Origin of the sequence: Microcoleus sp. S13_B4 (assembly GCF_036700885.1) — a bacterium.
In the GTDB taxonomy this organism is placed as follows: Bacteria; Cyanobacteriota; Cyanobacteriia; order Cyanobacteriales; family Microcoleaceae; genus Microcoleus.
In genome coordinates, this window is sequence record NZ_JAUBPU010000026.1 from 50,392 (window position 1) to 71,980 (window position 21,589).

At 46.4% G+C, this 21,589-nt stretch carries 15 protein-coding genes; 4 read left to right on the top strand and 11 right to left on the bottom strand.

Features of this window, described 5'->3' with window-relative positions:
- Window positions 1-183 precede the first annotated feature (183 nt).
- The 9 genes from QT994_RS15600 to QT994_RS15640 all read right to left on the bottom strand — a co-directional run bounded on the left by QT994_RS15600 (window position 184) and on the right by QT994_RS15640 (window position 14,713).
- Window positions 184-924 carry a low-complexity tail membrane protein gene (locus QT994_RS15600; protein WP_333175957.1) on the bottom strand — a complete coding sequence of 247 codons (741 nt, stop codon included), beginning with the start codon at window positions 922-924 and terminating at the stop codon, window positions 184-186.
- A gap of 401 nt (window positions 925-1,325) precedes the next feature.
- Entirely contained in the window at window positions 1,326-4,514 is a 3,189-nt protein-coding gene (infB, locus tag QT994_RS15605; protein WP_333175959.1) for a translation initiation factor IF-2, read from the bottom strand.
- Window positions 4,515-4,896: 382 nt separating this feature from the next.
- Complete coding sequence (locus QT994_RS15610) at window positions 4,897-5,211, bottom strand: YlxR family protein (RefSeq protein ID WP_333175961.1); 315 nt, start codon at window positions 5,209-5,211, stop codon at window positions 4,897-4,899.
- 93 nt (window positions 5,212-5,304) lie between these two features.
- Window positions 5,305-6,594 (bottom strand): transcription termination factor NusA, encoded by a 1,290-nt coding sequence (nusA, locus tag QT994_RS15615; RefSeq protein WP_333175963.1) that lies wholly within the window; start codon window positions 6,592-6,594, stop codon window positions 5,305-5,307.
- Between the two features lie 277 nt (window positions 6,595-6,871).
- On the bottom strand, window positions 6,872-7,339 hold the full coding sequence (rimP, locus tag QT994_RS15620) for a ribosome maturation factor RimP (protein WP_333050528.1): 468 nt from the start codon (window positions 7,337-7,339) through the stop codon (window positions 6,872-6,874).
- Between the two features lie 424 nt (window positions 7,340-7,763).
- Entirely contained in the window at window positions 7,764-7,982 is a 219-nt protein-coding gene (locus QT994_RS15625; RefSeq protein ID WP_333175965.1) for a hypothetical protein, read from the bottom strand.
- A 71-nt stretch (window positions 7,983-8,053) separates the two neighbouring features.
- On the bottom strand, window positions 8,054-9,445 hold the full coding sequence (locus tag QT994_RS15630; RefSeq protein ID WP_333050221.1) for a response regulator: 1,392 nt from the start codon (window positions 9,443-9,445) through the stop codon (window positions 8,054-8,056).
- Window positions 9,442-12,267 carry an ATP-binding protein gene (locus QT994_RS15635; protein WP_333175967.1) on the bottom strand — a complete coding sequence of 942 codons (2,826 nt, stop codon included), beginning with the start codon at window positions 12,265-12,267 and terminating at the stop codon, window positions 9,442-9,444. The genes QT994_RS15630 and QT994_RS15635 overlap by 4 nt, the downstream gene beginning before the upstream one ends.
- A gap of 994 nt (window positions 12,268-13,261) precedes the next feature.
- Window positions 13,262-14,713 (bottom strand): hypothetical protein, encoded by a 1,452-nt coding sequence (locus tag QT994_RS15640; protein WP_333175968.1) that lies wholly within the window; start codon window positions 14,711-14,713, stop codon window positions 13,262-13,264.
- 610 nt (window positions 14,714-15,323) lie between these two features.
- Here QT994_RS15640 and QT994_RS15645 point away from each other — a divergent pair.
- Window positions 15,324-16,823 (top strand): GUN4 domain-containing protein, encoded by a 1,500-nt coding sequence (locus QT994_RS15645; RefSeq protein ID WP_333175970.1) that lies wholly within the window; start codon window positions 15,324-15,326, stop codon window positions 16,821-16,823.
- A gap of 302 nt (window positions 16,824-17,125) precedes the next feature.
- Window positions 17,126-17,305 carry a hypothetical protein gene (locus QT994_RS15650; protein WP_333077141.1) on the top strand — a complete coding sequence of 60 codons (180 nt, stop codon included), beginning with the start codon at window positions 17,126-17,128 and terminating at the stop codon, window positions 17,303-17,305.
- 128 nt (window positions 17,306-17,433) lie between these two features.
- Here QT994_RS15650 and QT994_RS15655 read toward each other — a convergent pair whose 3' ends face one another.
- On the bottom strand, window positions 17,434-17,961 hold the full coding sequence (locus QT994_RS15655; RefSeq protein ID WP_333175972.1) for a P-loop NTPase family protein: 528 nt from the start codon (window positions 17,959-17,961) through the stop codon (window positions 17,434-17,436).
- Window positions 17,962-18,317: 356 nt separating this feature from the next.
- Between QT994_RS15655 and QT994_RS15660 the strand changes: the two genes are divergently transcribed.
- Both QT994_RS15660 and rph read left to right on the top strand, forming a co-directional pair.
- Window positions 18,318-18,884, top strand: a complete 567-nt coding sequence (locus QT994_RS15660) for a nucleoside monophosphate kinase (RefSeq protein WP_333175974.1) — start codon at window positions 18,318-18,320, stop codon at window positions 18,882-18,884.
- Between the two features lie 124 nt (window positions 18,885-19,008).
- Window positions 19,009-19,728, top strand: a complete 720-nt coding sequence (gene rph, locus QT994_RS15665; protein ID WP_333175976.1) for a ribonuclease PH — start codon at window positions 19,009-19,011, stop codon at window positions 19,726-19,728.
- A gap of 190 nt (window positions 19,729-19,918) precedes the next feature.
- Here rph and QT994_RS15670 read toward each other — a convergent pair whose 3' ends face one another.
- Window positions 19,919-21,583, bottom strand: coding sequence for a tetratricopeptide repeat protein (locus QT994_RS15670; protein WP_333175978.1), 1,665 nt, complete (start codon window positions 21,581-21,583; stop codon window positions 19,919-19,921).
- Between the last annotated feature and the right edge of the window lie 6 nt (window positions 21,584-21,589).

Sequence of the window (21,589 nt, forward strand, 5' to 3'; positions counted from 1 at the left end):
TATTATAGATTCTTCTCTCCAAAGAGCCAACATAAAATATCCACAACCTGCGATTAAAAATTAAATATTAAGACTATTAATAATCTCTATCCGAAGAGAGGCCTTAACTATTTTTTTCACAGCATACATCTGTACAAATTAAAGTAGCTTAAACTACAATTGTCCTCCTCTTAATTTTTTATTTCACTTTTTTTCGCTCGACTGTTCGGGTAGAGATGTAACGTCGTTGGTGTCAGCAGGTTTTGGGTTGACAATACTACCCACTGACGGATTCCCTATGCCGGATGCTGACCCAATTGACTCTACGGGTGCAGGCACAGCCGCAGTTGTCTCGGCTGCCAAAGCCGGCAAAAGTCGATCGACTTGCCAAGGCGCGATCGTAAAATCCTGCCGAATTTTTTCTAAAACATGAGGCTTTGTCGCTGCAAATTCTGATTCCGGCGTCAGCAAAACCGCCATGACACTAGCAGACACCTGCAAAAACAAATTGCTAGCTAAAAAAGCAGCAACTGCCAACAACAATCCAGCCCACCGCCCCGAAGGAGGAAAGGGAGCCACCGAAGCCGCGAGGGGAGCCAGTCGGTAAAGCTGCCACAAAATTACTGCCAGCAAAACAGCGACAAAAAGAGCGATTCCTTGATTTAACTTTGTTTTAAACCGAGTCAGAAGCCGATGCTGCACAGAAGTTAAATTCTGCGGTTTTACCGCCACAACTAAAATACTAAAAATGTAAAAAGGGCGGAACCACTGCATCCACAGCACAGGAACAATACCTGCTACAGCCACTAAAAACATTTCTAACCACACAGGGAGCAGGGGAGAACCCACTGCCAGTCCCAGCAAGCACAGTCCTAGGAAAATCGGCAGTGTAGCCGCCCCAGAAAGGTGAATCCACAAAAAAGGATCTGACCAAAAAGAACGCACTTTAAATAATTATGAGTTATGAGTTATGAGTTTTGAATTTTGAGAGTCTGGGACGCACTTTTGACCCAGAAAGCCGGTGCGAAAAGTATATTTCCGGTCAAACCGAGCATTGTGGGAGGAAACTCGGTGGATTTGCGTAAGTCTTATTTTAGTTTTAAATTTTGAATTTTCAGCAACAGCCAAGACGATTAGGAGGTTGTTAATTGCTATATCTTTGCTTTTATTGCTTCTTCATTCTTTCCTACATAACTAAAACCTTCTTCCTTCTGCTATAAGTTAAAAACAAAAGTTGGGAGTGATGAGTTTAGGAGTATTGAGTGAAGAGAATAGTTGCGAGCGATCGGCAATTTAGTTGCCTTCGCTCAAAACTTCTCTTCCAACCCAACACTCACAACTCAAAACTATTGAGAGAGAGTCCGGCGCTTAGTAACCATCCGGTAGGCTTCAATCATATCGCCATCCGCCCAGTCGCTAAACCCGCTCAAGGAAATGCCGCATTCAAAGCCAGCATTGACTTCCTTGGCATCTTCCTTCATCCGTTTTAGGGAGTCGAGGACACCTTCGTAAACGACATTGTTGCCCCGGCGCACCCGCACCTTACAGTTACGGATGACTTTGCCAGAGAGTACCATACATCCAGCCACAGCCCCGCGACCGATCGCAAAGACAGCGCGGACTTCGACTTGACCCAAAGGTTCTTCCACCAATTCGGGTTCCAGCAGGCCTTCCATGGCCCCTTGAATGTCATCCAAGAGGTTGTAGATGATGCTGTATTCCCGCACGTCTACGCCTGCTTGGTCAGCCGCGAGGCGAGCATCGGTGGCGAGAGTAGTATTGAACCCGATAATTACAGCATTACTGGCTGCAGCGAGGTCAATATCCGTTTCTGTAATTTCCCCAGGAGCAGATAGCAGCAGTCGGAGTTGAACTTCTTTTTGAGGAAGTTGAGTCAGAGCGCCGACAATTGCTTCGAGGGAGCCTTGGACATCTGCCTTCAGGATTAAGTTTAGTTCCTTAAGAACGCCTTCCTTAGCTTGTTGAGAGAAGCCGCTGAGGCTGATCCGGCCGCCTTGCAGCAGGCGGGAATCTCGTTGGGAGGTAGCTCTTCCAGAGGCGATCGCCGCAGCTTCTTTTTCATTTGCGAAGACATCAAACTCGTCTCCGGCGCGAGGAACTTCCCGCAGCCCCAGCACTTCCACCGCGAAGGATGGAGTTGCGTGTTCTACGCGATCGCCCCGGTCATCGATCATTGCGCGCACCTTGCCCAGAGCCGAGCCTGCGACCACAATATCGCCCACTCGCAGAGTGCCGTTCTGCACCAGCAGAGTTGCCACAGGTCCCCTTGCCTTGTCGAGGTGAGCTTCAATCACAGTACCCTTAGCCGGTCGGTGCGGGTTGGCATTAAGGTCTTCCATTTCCGCCACTGTCAGAATCATTTCCAACAGCGTATCTAGGTTTTCGCCTCGAATCGCGCTGACGGGAACCATCGTGATATCGCCGCCCCAGTCATCTGCCACCAAGCCGTACTCAGTAAGCTCTTGCTTCACCCGTTCCGGCTGAGCACCCTCCTTGTCAACTTTATTGATAGCCACGACAATTGGCACTTTCGCCGCTTTCGCGTGGCTGATCGCTTCAATTGTCTGGGGTCGCACGCCGTCGTCGGCCGCCACCACCAAGATGGCGATGTCAGTAACCCGTGTTCCCCGAGCCCGCATCGCTGTAAAGGCTTCGTGACCCGGCGTATCCAAAAATACCACCTGCTGGCTCTTGCCTTCGTGTACCACATCCACGTGGTAAGCACCGATGTGCTGGGTAATGCCCCCAGCTTCTCCCTGAGCCACCTTGGTTTTGCGGATCGAGTCGAGCAAAGTAGTTTTACCGTGATCCACGTGACCCATAATCGTTACGACTGGCGGACGGCGTTCGAGGTATTCCAAATCGGCTGCGTCCAGCATCTCGATCACTTTGATAGCTGGGGCTACTTTTTCTGGGGTTTCCACCTCTACGCCCATTTCTTCGGCTACCATTCTCACCGCTGAAATGTCCAAGGTTTCGGTAATGTTGACCGCAATACCTTTAGAGAACAGCCGCTTAATAATTTCGGTTTCGGGAACTGCCAAAGTAATTGCTAGTTCCTGAACGGTCATCGGCCTGCTCAGCAGCAGCTTTTCTGGACGTTCTACCTTAGCTTCGGCTGTTTTGCCCCGGTTGCCGCGTCCCCCACTCGAGCCAGAAGAAGAACTTTTATCGTGAGAAGGGCCCGGTCTCTTATTTTTTCCACTGCTTCCGGGTGCGCCCGGAGTTGGTGTTGACTTGGGTGCTGCTTGTGACTTCGCCTTAGCTGGGCGGGCTAGGGACAGGCTGACCGTGACTGGTGCTGGCATATCCAAGCCGTTTTCTAAGTCGTCGTCATCCTCATCTATTGGTTTGAGGCGAGAACGTTTTGCCTTAACAGCCTTGGCAGCTTTGGCAGCATCTGAGTTTTCGTCATCATCTTCTTCCCAAATGACCGATGTCTTTTTGGCAGGACGAGGGAGGGACGGCCTTTCGAGGAGAGTAATCCCCAGCAACGGCGTATTATCTTCTTCATTGTCATCCGTGTCATCCCCTGCGGCTCCGGTGTCACCGCCCCGGCTACGCAGTCCGGTAGCTGACGTTGCGGGGGCAAGGCTCCGGCGCGGACCACCGGGCTGGGGTCGATCGGCAAGTGGAGTTTTGACTGGGCCACCAGCGCCTTCCCGGCGCGGTCTTTGCGCGTCGCGGGATTCGGTACCTCCCGGTGTAGGTCTGCTGGGGCGGCTCGGTTTAGCCGGCGCTTCCAGAGTTTCTGACTGTTCTGATTGCTCTTGCTCGGTTTTTGCAAGTTTGAGTACCGGCTTGTTCCCCAGATTTTGTGGGGTACGGCTAGCCGACTCTGACGCCCCTCTGACTGGCGGCGACGTGAGTTTTGCCGAAGGCGCGGGAGGGGCGATCGGCGGTTGCTTGGTGCGTTCGGGAGCCTTTTCCAATGAAGGTTGAGGTGTCAGAGGTGCCTGAGCCTGCGCGGTTGTTTCCGCGATCGCACCTACTGTTTCCGAGACTGTTTCCGAGACTGTTTCCGAGACTGTTTCTGACGGAGCCGCCGAGACAGCGACATTTGGCTTCGACAGTACAGGTCGATTGATATTTGGTTTAGCTGGAGGCTGGAGTTGTTGAGCTGCGGGCGACTTGGGAGGAGTTGCCACGGTGGCCCCAGGCTGGGTTTTTTGCTCCTCGTTGCCCGCAGGCTGGGAGTTTGCACCAGCCGGCCGTACTTTTGGACTGCGTATTTCTAAAATTTGCTGCTTTTTTTGTTGGTCGTTAGGGTGAGGGCCAGATTCTCTAGATGGCGCTGCTGCTCTTTCGGGTGGAGCTGGCTTGCCGGGGGAAGAGTGGCTACTGGCTACGTATTTTTCCGCCGTTTTGCGAATGCGCTCTGCTTCTGATTCTGTAATTGTGCTGCTGTGGCTCTTGACTGAAATATTGAGCCGCTCGCATACTGCCAAGATGTCTTTATTATCCAAATTTAGTTCCCGTGATAATTCGTAAATTCTTACTTTGCCGTTGTTCATCCACTCTGCCCTCTTTTGTGCCAACCAGTTTTTACATTGTGATTTTTTGTGCTAATGACGACATCATTCGGTGTGATTGATTCAGTGTCAGGAATCGGGGTTTTGGTACTCGCTCAGCAATTTTACCTAAAAGATGCAACTCGCTGAAGTCTGCGGTTGAAGAATTCTCAAGTCTGTTTGGGAACTTGGAACTCCGAAGTCTGAGTTTTGGCAAAACCCACTCTCTCAAGCTTCAAAGTTTGCCTTTCCACCTTGAGGATACCTCTGCTAGTACCCTACCCTTATCTAATCTGACACAAATCTTTCCAGACTGGTGGGCAGATCGGATTGGGGTTTTATAGCTGGCGCTACCAGTAATTACTGGTAGGGCTGCCAAGAGGGTTTATACAGTCGATGCCCAACTATTGTCGGTTTTTCGTCCGGGTGAGCCAGAGTAAGATGTACAGTCAGATGTGGCTAAACGCTGCCAAAGTGTTTGGTACAGTTCGTCAGACACAGGCGCTTTGAGCGATCGCCCAAGTCGATTTTTTTTCTGAGCTGCTTTGAGGCATTCGGCTTCCCGACAAAGGTAAGCAGAACGGCCCATGCCACGATCTAATTGTACCTGATGAGAAGGATAGAGCCTGACTACTCGCCAAAAAGCTTCCTTAGGAGCTATTTTCCGACAACTTGCACAGCACCGGTAGTTCGGTTTCATTTCTTGTGAGAGGGGAGTAGGGGGAGAGGGGGGAGTAGGGGACAAGTCCTCCTGGTCTCCCGAAGAGAGAAAATCTTGTAAATGTCACAGTTTTTAGACTGCGGCTTCGGTTTCCTCCGTGGCTGCTGCCTCCTCTTCCTCAAATTCTGCGGTTTCCTCGTCGCCGTCGTAGTCGCCTGCTTCGTCTCCGTCGTAGTCGCCTGCTAGTTCTTCGAGCCTGGTTGCTTCTGCTGCCAATTTGGTGTCTTCGGCGGCGCGATCGTACTTAGCAATATCTTTGATATCGATTTTCCAACCGGTTAGGCGGGCCGCGAGGCGCACGTTCTGACCTTCTTTGCCAATGGCAAGACTCAGTTGGTCTTCAGCGACCAAAATGTGAGCTCTCCTGCCTTCGGGAGCAACTAAACGCACTTCATCTACTCTAGCGGGACTCAAAGCGTTGGCAATATAAGTTGCTGGGTCTGGAGACCAGCGGATCACGTCGATTTTTTCGCCGCGCAATTCGTTGACTACTACCTGAATCCGCGATCCCCGCGCTCCGATGCAGGCTCCTACGGGGTCTACGTCGCGATCGAGAGTATCAACTGCTATTTTAGTCCGGGGGCCGACGTGCCGGGATGGCGGATTTGCCTCCCTGGCTACGGCAACAATCCTCACCACCCCGTCTTCTATTTCTGGTACTTCGTTAGCAAACAGGTAAACCACCAAACCTGCGTCGGCTCTAGAAACAAGTAACTGCGGCCCTCTAGTAGATCCTTCGCCTACTTTTTTGAGATAAACCTTGAATGTAGCGTTTGCCCGGTAATTGTCGTTAGGCAACTGTTCGCGCTTAGGGAGTTCGGCATCTACTTCTGGCTGACCGAAGCTGCTGGTAACTGCTAAAATTACCGACTGCCTCTCAAACCTGAGCACTCTTGCTTGAAGAACGGTTTCTTCTAAATCTTTAAACTCTTCTTGAATCATTTTGCGCTGTTGGTCGCGCAGTTTTTGAGCGAGAACTTGTTTGGTCTGGATCGCGGCCATGCGACCAAATTCTTTTTGATTTGGTGTTACGTCTACGAGCACGATGCTACCCGGCTGAGCTTCCGTGGCTACTTCTTGCACTTCCGTAAGTGAGATTTCGTGATCGGGATTGATGACTTCTTCGACAATAGTTTTGTTGGCTAAAACGCGGAAACCTTCTTGTTCTGCGTCGAGTTCTACATCAAAGTTGTCGAAGTATTCTTCGCTGAAGTGATCGAGTTTTTGGGTACGGCGGTAGCGTTCGTATCCTTTAAGCAGGGCTTCTCGCAAGGCTGCTTGGACGGCGTGTTTGGGTAAATTGCGTTCTTTGCTAATACCTTCGACCATTTCTTTTAGTCCGGGCAGGGGAACCATTGACATATAAAACTCTCCTTTTTTGCTGTGGTAATAAGTAACTGGTAATTGGTAATTGATCCTGAGAAATTTTAGATAAAGAGTGATGACCAATGATTGATGAGTTACTGGATAGGATTAGGGAAGCTAGGTGGTGTAACAATTTATTTGTTGTTCCTATTCAACCCGATCCTACAGATGTGATTGTTAAAAATTAACTCGCAGCCAAGCGTTTTCAGCTTGCTGCGAGGCAATCTCAAAACTCAAATCTCAAAACTCAAAACTCAAAACTCAAAATTTCCCTTTACCTCTCCTTTCCTTCGTCTAGTTCAACTTTGACAATCTGAGCGCGGGGAATTTTAACCTGTCGCCCTTTTTGATTGAGATAAACCGCTGTTTCATCCCGGGAGAGGAGTAGTCCTTTCCACTCTTTGATTCGCGAGTCCGGTTCGCTGGCTTTGACTGTCACGGGGAAACCTTTAAAGGTAATGAATTCTCGATCGCTGCTGAGCAATCGGGATATTCCGGGACTGGAAATCTCTAGCACGTAGGCATCGGGTATGATGTCGGCTGCCTCTAACTCGGCATCGAGGGCTGTGCTCATGCGCTCGCAGTCGGCTAAACCGGTGTCTTGTTGGAGGTTGCGGATGTCTACCCGCAAGACGGGAGGATTTTGGTTGGTGTGAAACACTGCTCCCACTACTTCCAATCCCAGTGTTTCCGCAACGGGGGTAGCTAAGTCAATGATTTGTGGGATTAGGGGATGAGTCATATCGAATACTTAAGTTAAAACTCCTGAACTCGGATACGGGCAAGGAAAAATTTGGTGTTGAGATTGCTTGGCTTTGAGGTGGTTTGATTAGGTGGCTGGGACTTTCGTCTTCAACTTTGGGACTTACCCAACATCCCAGCAGGGGATCTCAAGCGGGGGGATTACCCCTACTAGATCAGTCCTCAACTTGCAAGTCAGACGCCCTGAGCTCTTTTCCTGCGACTAATGCAACAAAAAAAGTGGGCTTGACCCACTCCTAGGTAAAACAATTTCTTCCAAGAAGTTTGAGGACTTCTTCCGATCAAAGGCAGGCCTCAGTTCTCAGTTTAGCTCGATCGCCCGTCCGGTGACAAACCGAATCGGCATCTGCGGACTGTCCGAGGGCAGAAGAGGAGAGCTAACAGGGGGAATGAGGACGACTTGATTACCGTTTGGGAGTGGGGTGGGGCGAGGGCAAATTCCTGGTTGATACCGAAGTCGGTGCGATCGATCCTAGAACAGGGGGAGGAGTGGCACTCAGGCGTTCTAGGACTTGGGATACGGGAGTTTCTTGGGGAAATTTTAATTTCAGTTGGGACAAGCCCTCTGCTTCTTGATAGGTGGTGAAGAGCTTGACAGTGATGGTGATTGGTAGATTCGACATGGGCGATCGCCTGATTAACGGTATATTTACAAAACAGAACCACAAACATTCACCAGAAAGAATTGTGATTACTAATGCTGAATTGGAATCTCAATTACAAACTCTACCCCCCATTCAGGCGAGGAAATACAGGTAAGCTGACCACCATGTTTTTCTTCTACAATCTCACGGCTAATAGACAAGCCTAAACCTGTCCCTTTACCCACTGATTTGGTAGTAAACATCGGCGTAAATAAATGCTGCATAATCTCCGGCGTTATCCCAAGCCCATTGTCAGCAATCCGAATCATTACTCTGTCGCCCTGAAGCATTTCAGTGCAGATCCGAATCTGCGGATTGTCATTGCTCTGTTGTTTTTCACAGCACAGGGGACAACTAATCGTAGACTCTTCTAAAGAATCAATTGCATTCGCTAATATATTCATAAACACCTGATTTAGTTGCCCAGGATAGCACTCTACCAGTGGCAATTCGCCGTACTCTTTAATAACCTTAATAGCTGTGTGAGGGCCTTTACCTTTCAGCCGATGACCTAAAATCAACAGGGTACTATCTAGGCCATCGTGAATATTCACTGGTGTGAGTGCCGATGTATCCAATCGAGAAAAATTACGCAGTGACATAGAAAGATTATAAAGTCGCTCTGTTCCTACAGCCATTGAATCAATAATTTTAGGCAAATCTTCAACGATAAACTCTAAATCAAGCTCCTGGGACTTTTCCTCAAATTCTAATGTCGAAGCAAAACTGTACTGGCAAAGCTTCGCCATCGCAATCAAATCGGCAATATGTTCCTTTGCAGGAGGGAGATTGCTGGAGATAAAACTAACTGGATTGTTAATTTCGTGAGCCACCCCAGCGACAAGCTGACCGAGGCAAGCCATTTTTTCACTTTGAACGATTTGCACTTGAGCTTTTTTAAGATTATCCAAAGCTTGAGAAAGTTGAGCAGTTCGTTCTTCCACCCGTTTTTCTAACTCCTGCGCGAGCTGATATAACGCTGATTCTGCTGCAAGCCTGTCTTCAATTTCCCGTTTCAGCATTAGGTTTTGCTCTGCGAGAGTTTTAGTCAAATAACGCAGTTTTAAATGGATGTTGACGCGAGCTAACACCTCTTTTTGTTCAAAGGGTTTAGTAATGTAATCCACAGCCCCTAGATTAAAGCCCTTGACCTTATCTCCTATATCAGAAAGAGCCGTCATAAAAATTACGGAAATTTCGTTTGTCAATGGACTTGCCTTCAACCGATGACAGGTTTCAAACCCGTCAATTCCTGGCATCATCACATCTAACAGAATCAAATCGGGCTGACTATATTCAGCCTGTTCGATAGCAGTTTCGCCATCAGTTGCTACCAATATCTCCCATCCTGAACCCGCTAAAGCTTCAGAAAGCACGTCCAGATTACTAGGGTTGTCATCGACAATTAAGATGGTGCTGGTTTCCATATTTTCTACCTTCATTCTTTTTCTGTTCGGTGGGATGTAATAAACTCTTTGATTTTTTTTACCTGATAGCCTTGGGCTAACTGGCGCAGCTCTACAGCAAACGAGGAAAATTTCTTATCCAACTTCTCTAGATGTTCACTGCGCTTCACAATTCCTTTCAGGTTGCCTCTCATTGCCAGTTCAAATAAAAGTTCCATTTCTCCTAGCGGGGGAGCAATTAAAGGGGTTGATTCAGAAAGTGGTGAAGGAGCAGAGGAAAGGGGAATAGTGCTGATTTTTTCATTTTTTCGTTCGTCATATATCCATTCAAGTTTCAAATATTTTTGCAACATATCAAATAGCTCTTCTATCTGCACGGGCTTACCGAGAAAATCGTTTGCTCCACCCTCCAAGCTTCTATGTTGATCCGTAGCAAATACACTGGCCGATGAAGCAATGATTGCCACCTCTTTATAGTGTGGCAAATTTCGGATACGGCGCATCATCTCAAAGCCATCTAACACTGGCATCACCAAGTCAGTGATAATCAGATCGAACTGAAACTGTGCTACTTGGTCTAAACCCTCTTGACCGTTTTTAGCTTCGGTAACTTCAAATCCGAGGGGTTCCAGCAGATTGACAATGACTGAGATATTTTCCCATTTGTCATCCACTACCAAAATTTTCCGCTTTCTACCTTGGTAACCAACCAGTTTTCTTTCCTTGGCAATCGTGGCTGTATTTCCCCACTCTGTCGCTGCCGGTAAATCCAAATCTAGCCAAAAAACACTGCCTGCTCCTGACTGACTTTTTACTTGAATTGTACTACGCATCATTTCGACAATTTTCTGGCTAATTGCCAAACCGAGACCGGTTCCTTCGGCCTGACGCTTGCTGTCTCCTACCTGTTCAAAAGGCAAGAATATTTTTTTTAATTGTTCTGGTGTCATACCAACGCCAGTATCTTCAATTTGAAAGCGAATTTTATGAATTGATGAGTGGGGTTTTTGCTGATTGCTTTGTAACTTTTCATCTATCCCCATTTCCCGATGTTCTATCTTAAAAGTCACCCCTCCAGACTCGGTAAATTTAATTGCATTGCTCAGTAAGTTAATGAGTACCTGTCGCAACCGTTTTTCGTCAGCGTGGATGCCAGGAGGCATTCCAAGACAGGGTTGGTAAACAAAAGCAATTCCTTTTTGTTCGGCTCGGATGCGGCAGATTTCCGCGACTCCGTGCAAAAAGGAAGGAAAAGGGAAATCTTTTGGGTACAGTTCAAATTTCTGAGCTTCAATTTTAGCGAGGTCTAAGATGTCATTGATGAGGGTGAGCAGGTGGGAGCCACACTGGTGAATGATACTGATGCCTTGGAGTTCTTTCGGAGCCATCGTTGTCGATTGTTCTAGGATTTGAGCGTACCCTAAAATGCCATTGAGGGGGGTTCTCAATTCGTGACTCATATTCGCTAAAAATTCACTTTTAGCTTGGTTGGCGGTATCAGCGATTTTTTTGGCTTCCGTGAGTTCAGCGGTGCGTTCTTCTACTCGAATTTCTAGCTCGGAATTAGTCTTTGCTAACGCATTAAAAGATTCCCGCAACTGCTGGGCCATTTGGTTGAAAGACTGACCCAGAACTTCTAATTCCTCGGCGCCTTTTATCTGCACACTTTTGTCTAAATCCCCACTTGCGATCGCCCTAGAAGCTGCGCTCAAACGGAGAATCGGGCTGGTAATCCAGCGTGCGGTTAGGATTCCCAAAACGGTAGCCAGCGTTAAGGCTCCCAAACACAACAAAATGGTAGTCTGGGTATTGGCGTTAATTTGATCCATGAAATCGCTTTCAGGAACTACGACCACGATCAGCCAGTCCAATCCTCGGCTATCTTGAAAGGGCATAACTTGGAGGAATTGCCGCTGGCGGGCGATCGTAAAATCCAATTGCTGAGAGCTATTAATTTTAGTGAGGTCGCCAAAGTGTTCTTTTAACTGTGCTGTTGTCAGCCGAATTAAATCATCTGTGCTGTCTAAAGCATTCAGCCGATCGAGCTTGTCATTGTTGGTGATAAATACTTCTTTGAGAGTTGAACTGCCTACTAGGAGTCCAGAACGTTCGATAATGAATGTCTGTCCCGAACGACCAATGTTTAAGCTGTGCAGGAAGTCACTGAGGAAAGAGATCAGAAAATTAGCAACGAATATCCCCCGCAGCTCGCCATTTTCGTCATAAACTGGATGTCCGGCAGGAAGCGAGAGCGTTTTCTGACCTGTAAGCGAAAAAATTTCGCTCCATGTGGGCTTGCCTAAGCGTACACTGTCTTTATACCATGAACGGCTGAATATATTGTAGTTTCGGGAGACTTTTAAGAGCTTCGTTTGATTGCCTTTGCTATCAGATTCATAAATATGAAGTTCATTCCGATGCTCTTTGTCTGCTATTTTAAAAACTATTTTGCCATTCTCTTGGCGTTCAATGGCAATGAATTCTCCAGTTTTAGTAGCAAAACCCATATTGGGCAGAGAAGGAAAGGCTTGAATTTGCTCCCACAAATAGCGCTCCGTACTCTCCAATTCGTCTGGATTTAAGTATCCTAGTCGAAGGGCACTGGCATTCAGTTGATTAACGCGAGGGGCTGTATCTAGGTATGTGTTGAGCTGCTGCTGGATGCGGGCCGTAATTTCACTCCGCAACTGGCTAGCAACTTCGTTGACTGCTTTTTGTCCGTTCCGTAAGGAGAGCCAGCCTGTCAGACCGACGGCAGCAAAGATTTGCACGACGAAGGGCAATACTAAAATCAGGCGCAGGGATACCTTTTTTTTAGAACGGTTTGAGAAGAAAGTGGTTGGAGATGTGTGTGACATTGATTTGGTGTTACTCCTGGGGTAACGAGTTGGCTGAAAAATCTCAGGGGATTTAGTGAAATGAAGCTGAGGAAATATATATTGAAAAGCAATCTATAATAGTTAGTGAAAAGTTTGAGATAGTAACTTGCTTAAACAAGAATGGCTACTTACGTCTTTTCGGTGATAGCGGTATAATAAGATATGACTAAAGAGACTGACGGGCATTATTTTTTCCTATAAATGGTCAATTATTTTATCCTTTAGGAAACCAATTAGCAATCATATCTAATAGATTACTTGGTTTAGAGCTATTTGTAGGAGTTTTTAACTTTACTTTACAGAGGGACTCTAAAAAGTATAATCTCATCAAACTTACATATAAATTGATATAATATACGTCTAAAAAAATTGACCTTTCTCGCTAAAAACATGACACCCCAGGCCGGTGAGAACCCTAACGGCGGTCTAACTCACTACCGCGCTGAAGATTTGATGCACAACCCTGCGGATGACTCTCGTAGAGAATGCCGATCGCACATGAAACTTTACAATTCAAGCAAGTTTCATTTGCAGGAGTTACTGCAGGGTAATTGCTAATTGCTAATTGGGTACGAAAAAAATAAGTAAAGCGGTGCAGCAGAAGGGATTATGACAGAGGAGAAAGCTGAGGGCTATTCTTTTTATTCTGGGAAACTATCTCCGCTTAATAGTGAATTTGGTATTAGAGGTGAACAGAGGCCTGCCAAGGATTTTAAGGTTCTTCAAATCCTAGAGGCTAGGGCCTGTCATCAGTTGAGGTAAAGGAAGGTGAAGTAGAGATACAGCCGACTAGAAGGATTCGATCGCCGTAAAAAGCCACCGTTATGCCCTACGGGATGAACAGTGGCAAAGGATCAAAGATTTGTTGCGCGGAGGTGAAGGCGATGTGGGTAGGACAGCTTGCCTACAATCGGTTGTTCGTGGAAGCGGTTTTGTACCGCTACCCAGCGGGCATCCCGTGACGAGACTTGCCCTAACGCGGGGCTATCCGTTGCAGTTCTTTGGCTTGTTCTAAAATTTTCTCGAAGTCTTCTTCGCTCAACCGCTGAATGTAGTTGATTTTGAACTCTTCTAGGAAGTCGCACAGCAGCAGTTGTATTTCTTGCCAGGTTTGCTGCTGTTGCAGTTCGGTTCCTAAAGCTTGCCCGAAATGTTGGACTAGCTGGCTTGAGAGTTTGATGCTTATGGGGTCTTCGCTGGCGATTTTGAAGGCTTCGTAGGCATCTTGGGGGCCGAGGGTGACTAATTTTGAGAGTTCTGCAACTAATTGCTCTGCTAGCTGTTTAGGCAGGTTTCCCAGGCCGGGTACTTGCTTCCATCCTTCATACAAGGGGGATTGTTTGAGGAATGTTTCAATATTGTACCGGAGAAGGGCTTCTAGGTCTGGCTGGAGTTGGGGGAGGACTTTGTAGACGGTTATTTGGACTAGATGGGTGGCGATCGCTTCTATTTCATTGATATTGTTGATGTCTAGATAGCGCTGTTTTTGAGATTGAAATAGTTGACGAGCGAGTTCGCCTGTGGTAATTGATTGCTGCATCTGGTTGATGAGTTGAATTACTACAACTTCAGTCAATTCTTGAGCGAAGTTGGCGACGAAACCTCGGCTGATTTGGGTGCGTATGGGTTGGAGATCTGGCATTTTGGCTTGGTGGATGCGAATTGTGACGGGTAATATTCGCAACAGGCGCCAGAATGGGAGGAGCAGAAAGATGTCGTACCATCGCCAGAGCATGGCTGCTCGCCAAGTGACGCTGCGGTGGCGGCGGCTGATCAAGTAGGTACGGGCTAGAAATTCGATCGCGAATATGGCAATAAATGGCAGGTCGATTAGCCAGAAGTGATCGGTGAATTCGCCGTTTTCTCCAATCTCGCGGAAATAGTTGGTGGCGATTAATGGCTTGATTTTGGCATCAAACCACTTGATTTCTTTTTGCCAACCTTGTTTGTTTAAATAGTCTTGGCTCCAGAATCTTTGGAATGATTGTTTAGCGGAGTCTCGCGGATTCGGGGCGCGATCGCGCATCCGGTCTTTTATTTTTTCTAGGGTGCCACTTTTTGATGCTACTCGAAAGGGATCTTCATCGATCATTTTCGCGCTCAGATTGTTTATTTCCTGCAATTTTGCTGCTACTTGGGGAGATGGCAACCCTGTTTGCACTACTTGAATTTTTAATTCTTTTAACGTTTCTAGATATTGCTGGGTGTCTCGGTGGGGTTTAATTCCTTTAAATGGGTCGTATACTTGAGTTAGAACGGGCAGTTGCCGGAGGTAGAAATCTCGCCCCGGCACGTAAGTTATGTCAAATAATATTAGGCTTAAATTTCCTAGGGCGACCAGTGCCATGAACCGCTCGAACCAAGGTACTTTTGGTGATTTTTGGCGGGAGTTTGGAGTTTGAGAGGGCTGTAGTTTTGGTGTCACTGACGGTTCCTAATTAAGTAGACCTATGGAAATAGATGTAACTGGTAATAGCTGAGAAAAGAAAACAGGGAAAACTGGCTAATTGTCTGGTCGCGATCGGATGGCGATCGCGGAAGCTAGTCTTTATTTTAACGTGCGTTTGTTGGAGAGTTTTAGATTGTTGATTCCGCCTGGTTAGCTAATAAATTATGCTGCTAAAATATTAAAGCCGATCGAAGTTGACCGAAGCTTTAGCTCCCCTTAGTGTGCTTATCTCTGGCAATAAAATTATATCTCAGGCGGAATCCTCAGTTTTTTTGGCGTTGCAGAGCTCACGGGGCTGGTAATAAATTACTATTTCTGTTTGATCTGGTGGCTCTTTGACCGCTAAATCAAATGTTTTGCGCGGAGCGGAGTCTAAGGTTAGATGTGGACTTTGAGTTTGAGGTCAAACCCTCAAGAGAGTTATACTTGCTCAGGGGCACTCGGGCGAGAGTGCACCCTCTGATCGCTCCGGTGGCAGCCGCCGGAGTAAGGTTCGAGGTGCCGCCTCTACAAAAACCAGCTCGCGATCGGACTCTTGAATAATATTAAACCCTGAGTATAAATTGGTTCGCATTTTTTTTAATATATGACATACTGCCTTAATCTCGATTGCCCAAGAGACAAGCGTCAGAACCCCCCAGGCACAAAGTATTGTCTTAATTGTGGTTCAAAGCTGCTGCTAAAAGACCTTTATGCAGCAACTGAGCCTCTGCGCGACGGAGGATTTGGCCGGACTTTTCGAGCTGTTAATCATGGAAAATTTGAGGAATTGTGCGTGATCAAACAGTTGTCGCCCCCTCAAGAATTTCAACGGAAACCCGGTCATTTTAAAAAATATGTTCGACTCTTTGAACAAGAGGCAAGGCGGTTATATGAACTGAAGCACCCGCAAATTCCTCAGTTAATTTCTTATTTTGAGGAAGATGGGCGCTTGTATTTAGTGCAAGAGTTTATTGATGGGAATAATTTAAAGGATGAGTTAGACAAGTACGGTGCTTATAGCGAAGTTAAAACTAGCGAACTGCTGTTAGATTTGTTGCCTTTGTTGAAGTTTGTTCACGACCGAAATGTAATTCACCGCGATATTAAGCCTGAGAATGTGATCCGCCGCTCTCGCGATCGTAAGTTAGTGCTGATAGATTTTGGGGTGTCTAAACAGGTAGTAGCTGCTGCTCCGACCAAAACAGGAACTAAGTTGGGAACTCCTGGCTACGCGGCTCTAGAACAGCGTCACGGTAGGGCTGTTCCTGCTAGCGACCTTTATAGTTTGGGGGTGACTTGCATTCGCTTGCTGACTTCTGTTATGCCTTACCTGGATATCTACGGAGACATTCACGATGACCTTTACGATCCGCTTGAAGGCCGCTGGCTTTGGAGGGAGGCTTTGCCGAAAGGAACACAAATTAGCCAGGATTTAGGTCAGGTTTTGGATAAGTTGATTCAGGAATATGTTAAAGATCGCTACAAATCGGCTGTGGAAGTTTTGGATGCTTTAAAACCTCCTGTTGTTGTTGTCCCCGTGCTGGAAAAGTCGCAGCAGGCAACAGTTGTTAGTCCTTCGGTTCCGACTCAACCTGTGACTGATCCTCCGCTAGTTTATGGGAATTTAGAGTCCGAAAAAGGTATTGATTATTCTCACTTGGCAAGGCTGCTCGCTGCTAAAGATTGGCGGGGTGCTGATGAGGAAACTTCTGTGAAAATGCTGGAGGTGATGCAGCAAGTTTCACGAGGTTATTTGAGCGAGGAAGATATTAGGAAGTTTCCAGCTAAGGATTTGCAGACTATCGATCAACTTTGGGTGCGGCACAGTCACCGCAGATTTGGTTTTTCTGTGCAAAAGGGTTTGTGGGTAAAGTCGGGGGGAAAGGCTGGTGTTTATGATGCTACAGTTTGGGAGAAGTTTGGCGATCGAGTGGGCTGGCGGGTTAACAGCCAGTGGGTATACTATTCGGAGTTGAATTTTACTTCTAAGGCCAAGCCTGGACATTTGCCGGGGGGGACTGTTTTTGGGTGGGAAGGCGGGGTTTTGTGCGGTGTTTTGGGTTTGGGTGGGATCTGGTTTCTGCTGTCGCGGCGGGATTTGTAGAAGGAAGGTAGAAGGTAGAAGGCAGAATTTATTAGTTAGGCTGCACCCCAAGCGAAGTCGAAGTGTTAGTCATGAAATAGTTTTGAGTTGCGAATTAAAGAGTTAACAAGTTTTGAGTTAAATCATTTGTTATGTAGAAATTAGCTCTAAAAAAAGGGGAAAATAAGATATAATCACAAACCCTTTTTTTTGTGCTATGTTCTTAGAGAAGGGCAAGTTTGCAAAGTCAAAAGCCAGTCCTCGGCGGTGGCCAACCATGGGGACTGGCTTGGGCTCCAATTTACCAAGGAGATTTATTTAGTATGTTGCAAGAAAAACGTCTCAAGCCGTGGACTATAGTTCGCTCGCTTCCAAATGTGGAAAAGGTGGTTGTGGGTGAGTTTCGCAGTTGGTCTGATGCAGACGGTCACTTGAAAATTCTCAAGCGGATGGTGCCGGCAGATCGATTGAGTGTTGTGTTCGATCCGGTAGTTCAAGCGTAACGTCGCTGGTAAATTGATCAGCGTGCGATCGCTCTTTGAGCTAAGCGATCGCCTCTTTTTTTAGATACTGTTTTTTTAGATAAAAAATGCGACCGCTAAACAGGCGATCGCCACTTGAATGATTGTCCTTAACTGCGGCGAATTTCAGTAATTTGGTCGGCAACATCCAAAATTCTTTGGGGCATGGATGGCCCGGTAAAAATCATATCCAAATGATGCGGCTTGTTGTCAATTAATGCCACCACTTCGGCTTCGGGAATCAAGCCCAAATTAACCGCTAAACTCAATTCATCGAGAATAACTAAGGCATAACGACCTTCGCGCACCGCATTTTGAACATACTGCCACAATTGTTCGATCGATCGCGTCTCCAGCTCATCTAAATCGGCATTCTCAATGCAGCGTGACAAATCGCAGCGCACCCAATCTAAATTTTGCCCCAGCCGCACCGGATGCTGGTGCCCTTGATTAATTCCCCCTTTGAGGAACTGCACCGCCAGCACCGGAGCTCCCTGTCCTGCAATTCTGAGGGCCTGAGCCATGACACTGGTAAAAAAGCAGCGGTGCGGGCCTGTAAAGACTTGCACCAGTCCTTGAACTGTGTAGGGCAAGCTGTGGGTTAAATTTAGTTTAGGGGTTTGTAACTGAGCAACCATAGGGCAATATTTAATCAGCAACTAAGTCTTGAGTGCAGCTCCGACCTTGGCGTGGCTGAAGCCTGCTTGACAATATATAGTGTACGGGGCCGAGTGCACATCGGATCGAACACTAGATATACAAGTTGTCAAAAGCTCGCGGCAGTGGCATTCGCAGTCGTTTGTTCGATTTTTGAACTCAATTAGCACTTACGCAGAAACGGGGTTTTTTACTAAAATACGGCGTGGAGCTTGACATTTATACAGTTATAGGGTGAAAAACCAAGGTGATGAGAGTCTTGCGGCGTCCAGGGCTTTTAAGAAAACGTACACACATCGCGTAAAATTTGAATGTCGCGGCACTAGGAGCAGGGACTGTGAGAGTGGTTATTCTGGGCGGGCCAGGAGCGGGAAAGGGAACTCAGGCTGAACTACTGTGCAGCAATTTGAGCCTTCCTTTGCTGGCTGTGGGGGACATTCTACGGGAGGCGATCGCAGAAGACACAGATTTAGGCAAGCTGGCGGTGTCTTATGTCGAAAGAGGGGAATTAGTTCCCGATGCAACTATGATTCAATTCTTTCGCCGCCGACTGCTGCTGTGGGATGTCTTTAATGGCTGGGTGTTGGAGGGCTATCCGCGAACGGCTTTTCAAGCTGAGGAGTTGGATTTTTTATTAGAGGATTTGGCACAGGAGCTAGATTGGGCAGTTTGGCTGAAAGTGCCGATCGAGGTTTTGTTGAGTAGGTCGATCGAGCGCGATCGATCGGATGACCACCCTGAAATTTTACAGCGTCGCCTCGATTTGTTCCACGAACGCACTATTCCTCTTTTAGAGTATTACGAACACCGCAACAAATTGTTAACTATTGATGGCGATCGATCTCCACAACAAGTCCAGCAGGATATTCTCACATTGATCGAGGCTAAAGGTCAATACTCATAGCATTTTAGATTTTCCATTTTAGGTTGAATGACTGCTTATTTAAAAAATCAAAAAAGACCGGAAGATTAATATCCTATTTTCAATCTTTAATATCCAATTACCCATTACCAATCACCTAAATATTATGTCTTTCCAGCGTCCAGACGGCAGACAACCAAATCAAATTCGTCCGATTAGTTTCGATCGACAGTTTACTAAATTTGCTAGCGGTTCCGTGCTAGCAAAAAGTGGCGATACTCAGGTACTTTGCAGCGTTACAATCAAGCCAGGAGTGCCTAGATTTCTGGAGAATACCGGACAAGGTTGGCTGACAGCGGAATACCGAATGTTGCCAGGATCTACGCCGCAGCGACAAGAGCGGGAATTTATGAAATTATCGGGACGGACTCAAGAGATTCAGCGGTTGATTGGGCGCAGTTTGCGATCGTGCTTGGATATGAAACTATTGGGAGAACGCACAATACTTGTCGATGCTGATGTTTTGCAAGCGGACGCGGGGACTCGCACGACTTCAATAACTGGAGGGTTTGTGGCTGTGGCTGATGCTTTGAACAAGTTGGTACAAAAAGGTGATTTAGAGCGATCGCCTATTATTCGTCAAGTGGCGGCCGTGTCTGTGGGGCTTTTGGAAGGCGAGCCGTTTTTAGATTTGAATTATCTTGAAGATGTGGCGGCTGAAATTGATTGTAATGTGGTGATGAATGGAGATTTGAAGATCATCGAAGTTCAGGGAACGGCGGAAGAAGGAAGTTTCAGCCGGAGTCAGTTAAATCAAATTTTAGACTTGGCAGAAACTGGAATTCAGGAATTGTTGGAGGCTCAGCGGCAAGCTTTGGTGGAGTAGGTAAACGGCATTGCCCATGGGTGTCAACTTAAGACTAAAATCCTGGATAAATCTCGTTTTTACATGAGTCTCGATCCCCCTAAATCCCCCTTAAGAAGGGGGACTTTGAGAAGATTCCTGTCCCCCCCTTCTTAAGGGGGGCTAGGGGGGATCGGGCTTAACTGAACCGTATTGATTTATATATCCAAAACTAAACTTCATCGCTTTTACCTATTGCCTTTCGCACTTTCTCAACTTGGTTAGGTGCTTCCATCTCATTGAAGAGTCGAATCGCCTCTTGAAACGAAGTCTGACTCTTCTCGGTATTACCCATCTTTTGGTAAGTTAAGGCAAATTGATAATTAGCCTCAGCTAGGTCACATTTCGCGCCGATTTTATCGAGAATTTCGGTTGCTTCTGAATGATGAGAAAGCGCTATTTCATATTCTCCCTGTATGCGATAGAGTTCTGCTAAACCACTGAAAGCTTTCCCCTTAAGCTGAAGGTAGTAGCTGTCTTCAGCGAAGTTGATAGCCCTTTGAAACATTTCAAATGCTTTGGGAATTTCCCCTAAGTTTTTATAGGTTAACCCTAAAAATACTAATGCACATCCGTGACTCCAAGGCTGCCACTCAGTTATTGAAAGTTCACGATAAGCTTTTTCAGCTAAATTAAGTGCTTCTTCACTTAAACCCAAGCATGAATTACAAAAAGCTAAAAAATAACACGCATCTACTGAAAGAAAATCATGCTCGGGATAGTGAGTTGCTAAGTAACACTCTTCAAAATTTATTTTTGCTGCCTCTATCTCCCAAAGGGATATATACCCATATCCAAGGTTTACAAAAGAAACTAAATATAAACCTTTTAATAACTTTTCTACGTCTTCTTCTTTTTTATATGTATCTTTTGAAAAAATAGATGCGATTTCCTGGGATTTTTTATGATAATCTATACCCCGATTAGGTTTGCTTTTCGAGTGCATTTCCCCTAGCCACAGATAAAGTTGAATTAGTAAATAAGCATTATTAATTTCTACAAATATTTTATCAATTATTTGACTGATACCTGAAATAGTCTGTTGCAATAAACCAAGCCGATCTAAACTCCCAGCAAGTGACTCACCTTTTTTTCGTTTTGTCCATCTGTTTGGTCTCCAAATTACGAAAACTCCACCTGCCCAATCAAATTCTTTAATTTCAATATAGTGATAATAAGATTCTAACGCTTTTCTAGCATCTGCTACAGTCTCCACAGTCTTAACACTATCCGTCCAAAAGTTTGCTGCTTTGCGATTCGCCTCTTCCCAATTTTCACTTGCTCTCAAACGTGCGATCGCCTCTTCCCGAATCATCGGATGCAACCAATATCCTCCATTAAACTCTACCAAAGAGCGATTTCGCAAAGATTCAATCACCCGTCTGCGCTGTCCTTCAGGCACATCCCACAACAAACACAATAATCCCTCAGTCGGGATAGTCGGCACATCCTGATAGCGATAGCATCCCAAACGGCAGAGGAGTTGATAAGCTTCTGAGCTAAGTTCTTGCAGGCGATCAAACTGACTGGTTACTAAGTTTTTTAAGTCAGTCTTAACCAACGGATCGCCACTATTCTCGCGCCAATAACCTACCATATCTCCATCAAAATCTGCTTGAATTGCACCGCAGAGGATACCCATTGCTTTCGCATTTCCTCCATAGGCTTTGTGCATCGCGTTCAGTGTGGGAATATCTATATTAATATGGCGACTCATAAAAAATTGCTGCCACGCTTGCTCATCCAATCCGGGCAATGAATAGACCTCTTGCGAAAGTGCGCTCGTTCTAGGTAAAATAAAAGAAAAAATTAGATTAATAATATGAATTACGAACAATTACAA

Bases quoted from the DNA above. Each gene is read 5' to 3' on its own strand.
- QT994_RS15650 (WP_333077141.1), top strand. From the start codon at position 17,126: ATGTTGCAAGAAAAACGTCTCAAGCCGTGGACTATAGTTCGCTCGCTT.
- QT994_RS15635 (WP_333175967.1), bottom strand. From the start codon at position 12,267: ATGTCACACACATCTCCAACCACTTTCTTCTCAAACCGTTCTAAAAAA.
- infB (WP_333175959.1), bottom strand. From the start codon at position 4,514: ATGAACAACGGCAAAGTAAGAATTTACGAATTATCACGGGAACTAAAT.
- rph (WP_333175976.1), top strand. From the start codon at position 19,009: ATGTCTTTCCAGCGTCCAGACGGCAGACAACCAAATCAAATTCGTCCG.
- nusA (WP_333175963.1), bottom strand. From the start codon at position 6,594: ATGTCAATGGTTCCCCTGCCCGGACTAAAAGAAATGGTCGAAGGTATT.
- QT994_RS15630 (WP_333050221.1), bottom strand. From the start codon at position 9,445: ATGAAGGTAGAAAATATGGAAACCAGCACCATCTTAATTGTCGATGAC.
- QT994_RS15645 (WP_333175970.1), top strand. From the start codon at position 15,324: ATGACATACTGCCTTAATCTCGATTGCCCAAGAGACAAGCGTCAGAAC.
- QT994_RS15655 (WP_333175972.1), bottom strand. From the start codon at position 17,961: ATGGTTGCTCAGTTACAAACCCCTAAACTAAATTTAACCCACAGCTTG.
- rimP (WP_333050528.1), bottom strand. From the start codon at position 7,339: ATGACTCATCCCCTAATCCCACAAATCATTGACTTAGCTACCCCCGTT.
- QT994_RS15625 (WP_333175965.1), bottom strand. From the start codon at position 7,982: ATGTCGAATCTACCAATCACCATCACTGTCAAGCTCTTCACCACCTAT.
- QT994_RS15610 (WP_333175961.1), bottom strand. From the start codon at position 5,211: ATGAAACCGAACTACCGGTGCTGTGCAAGTTGTCGGAAAATAGCTCCT.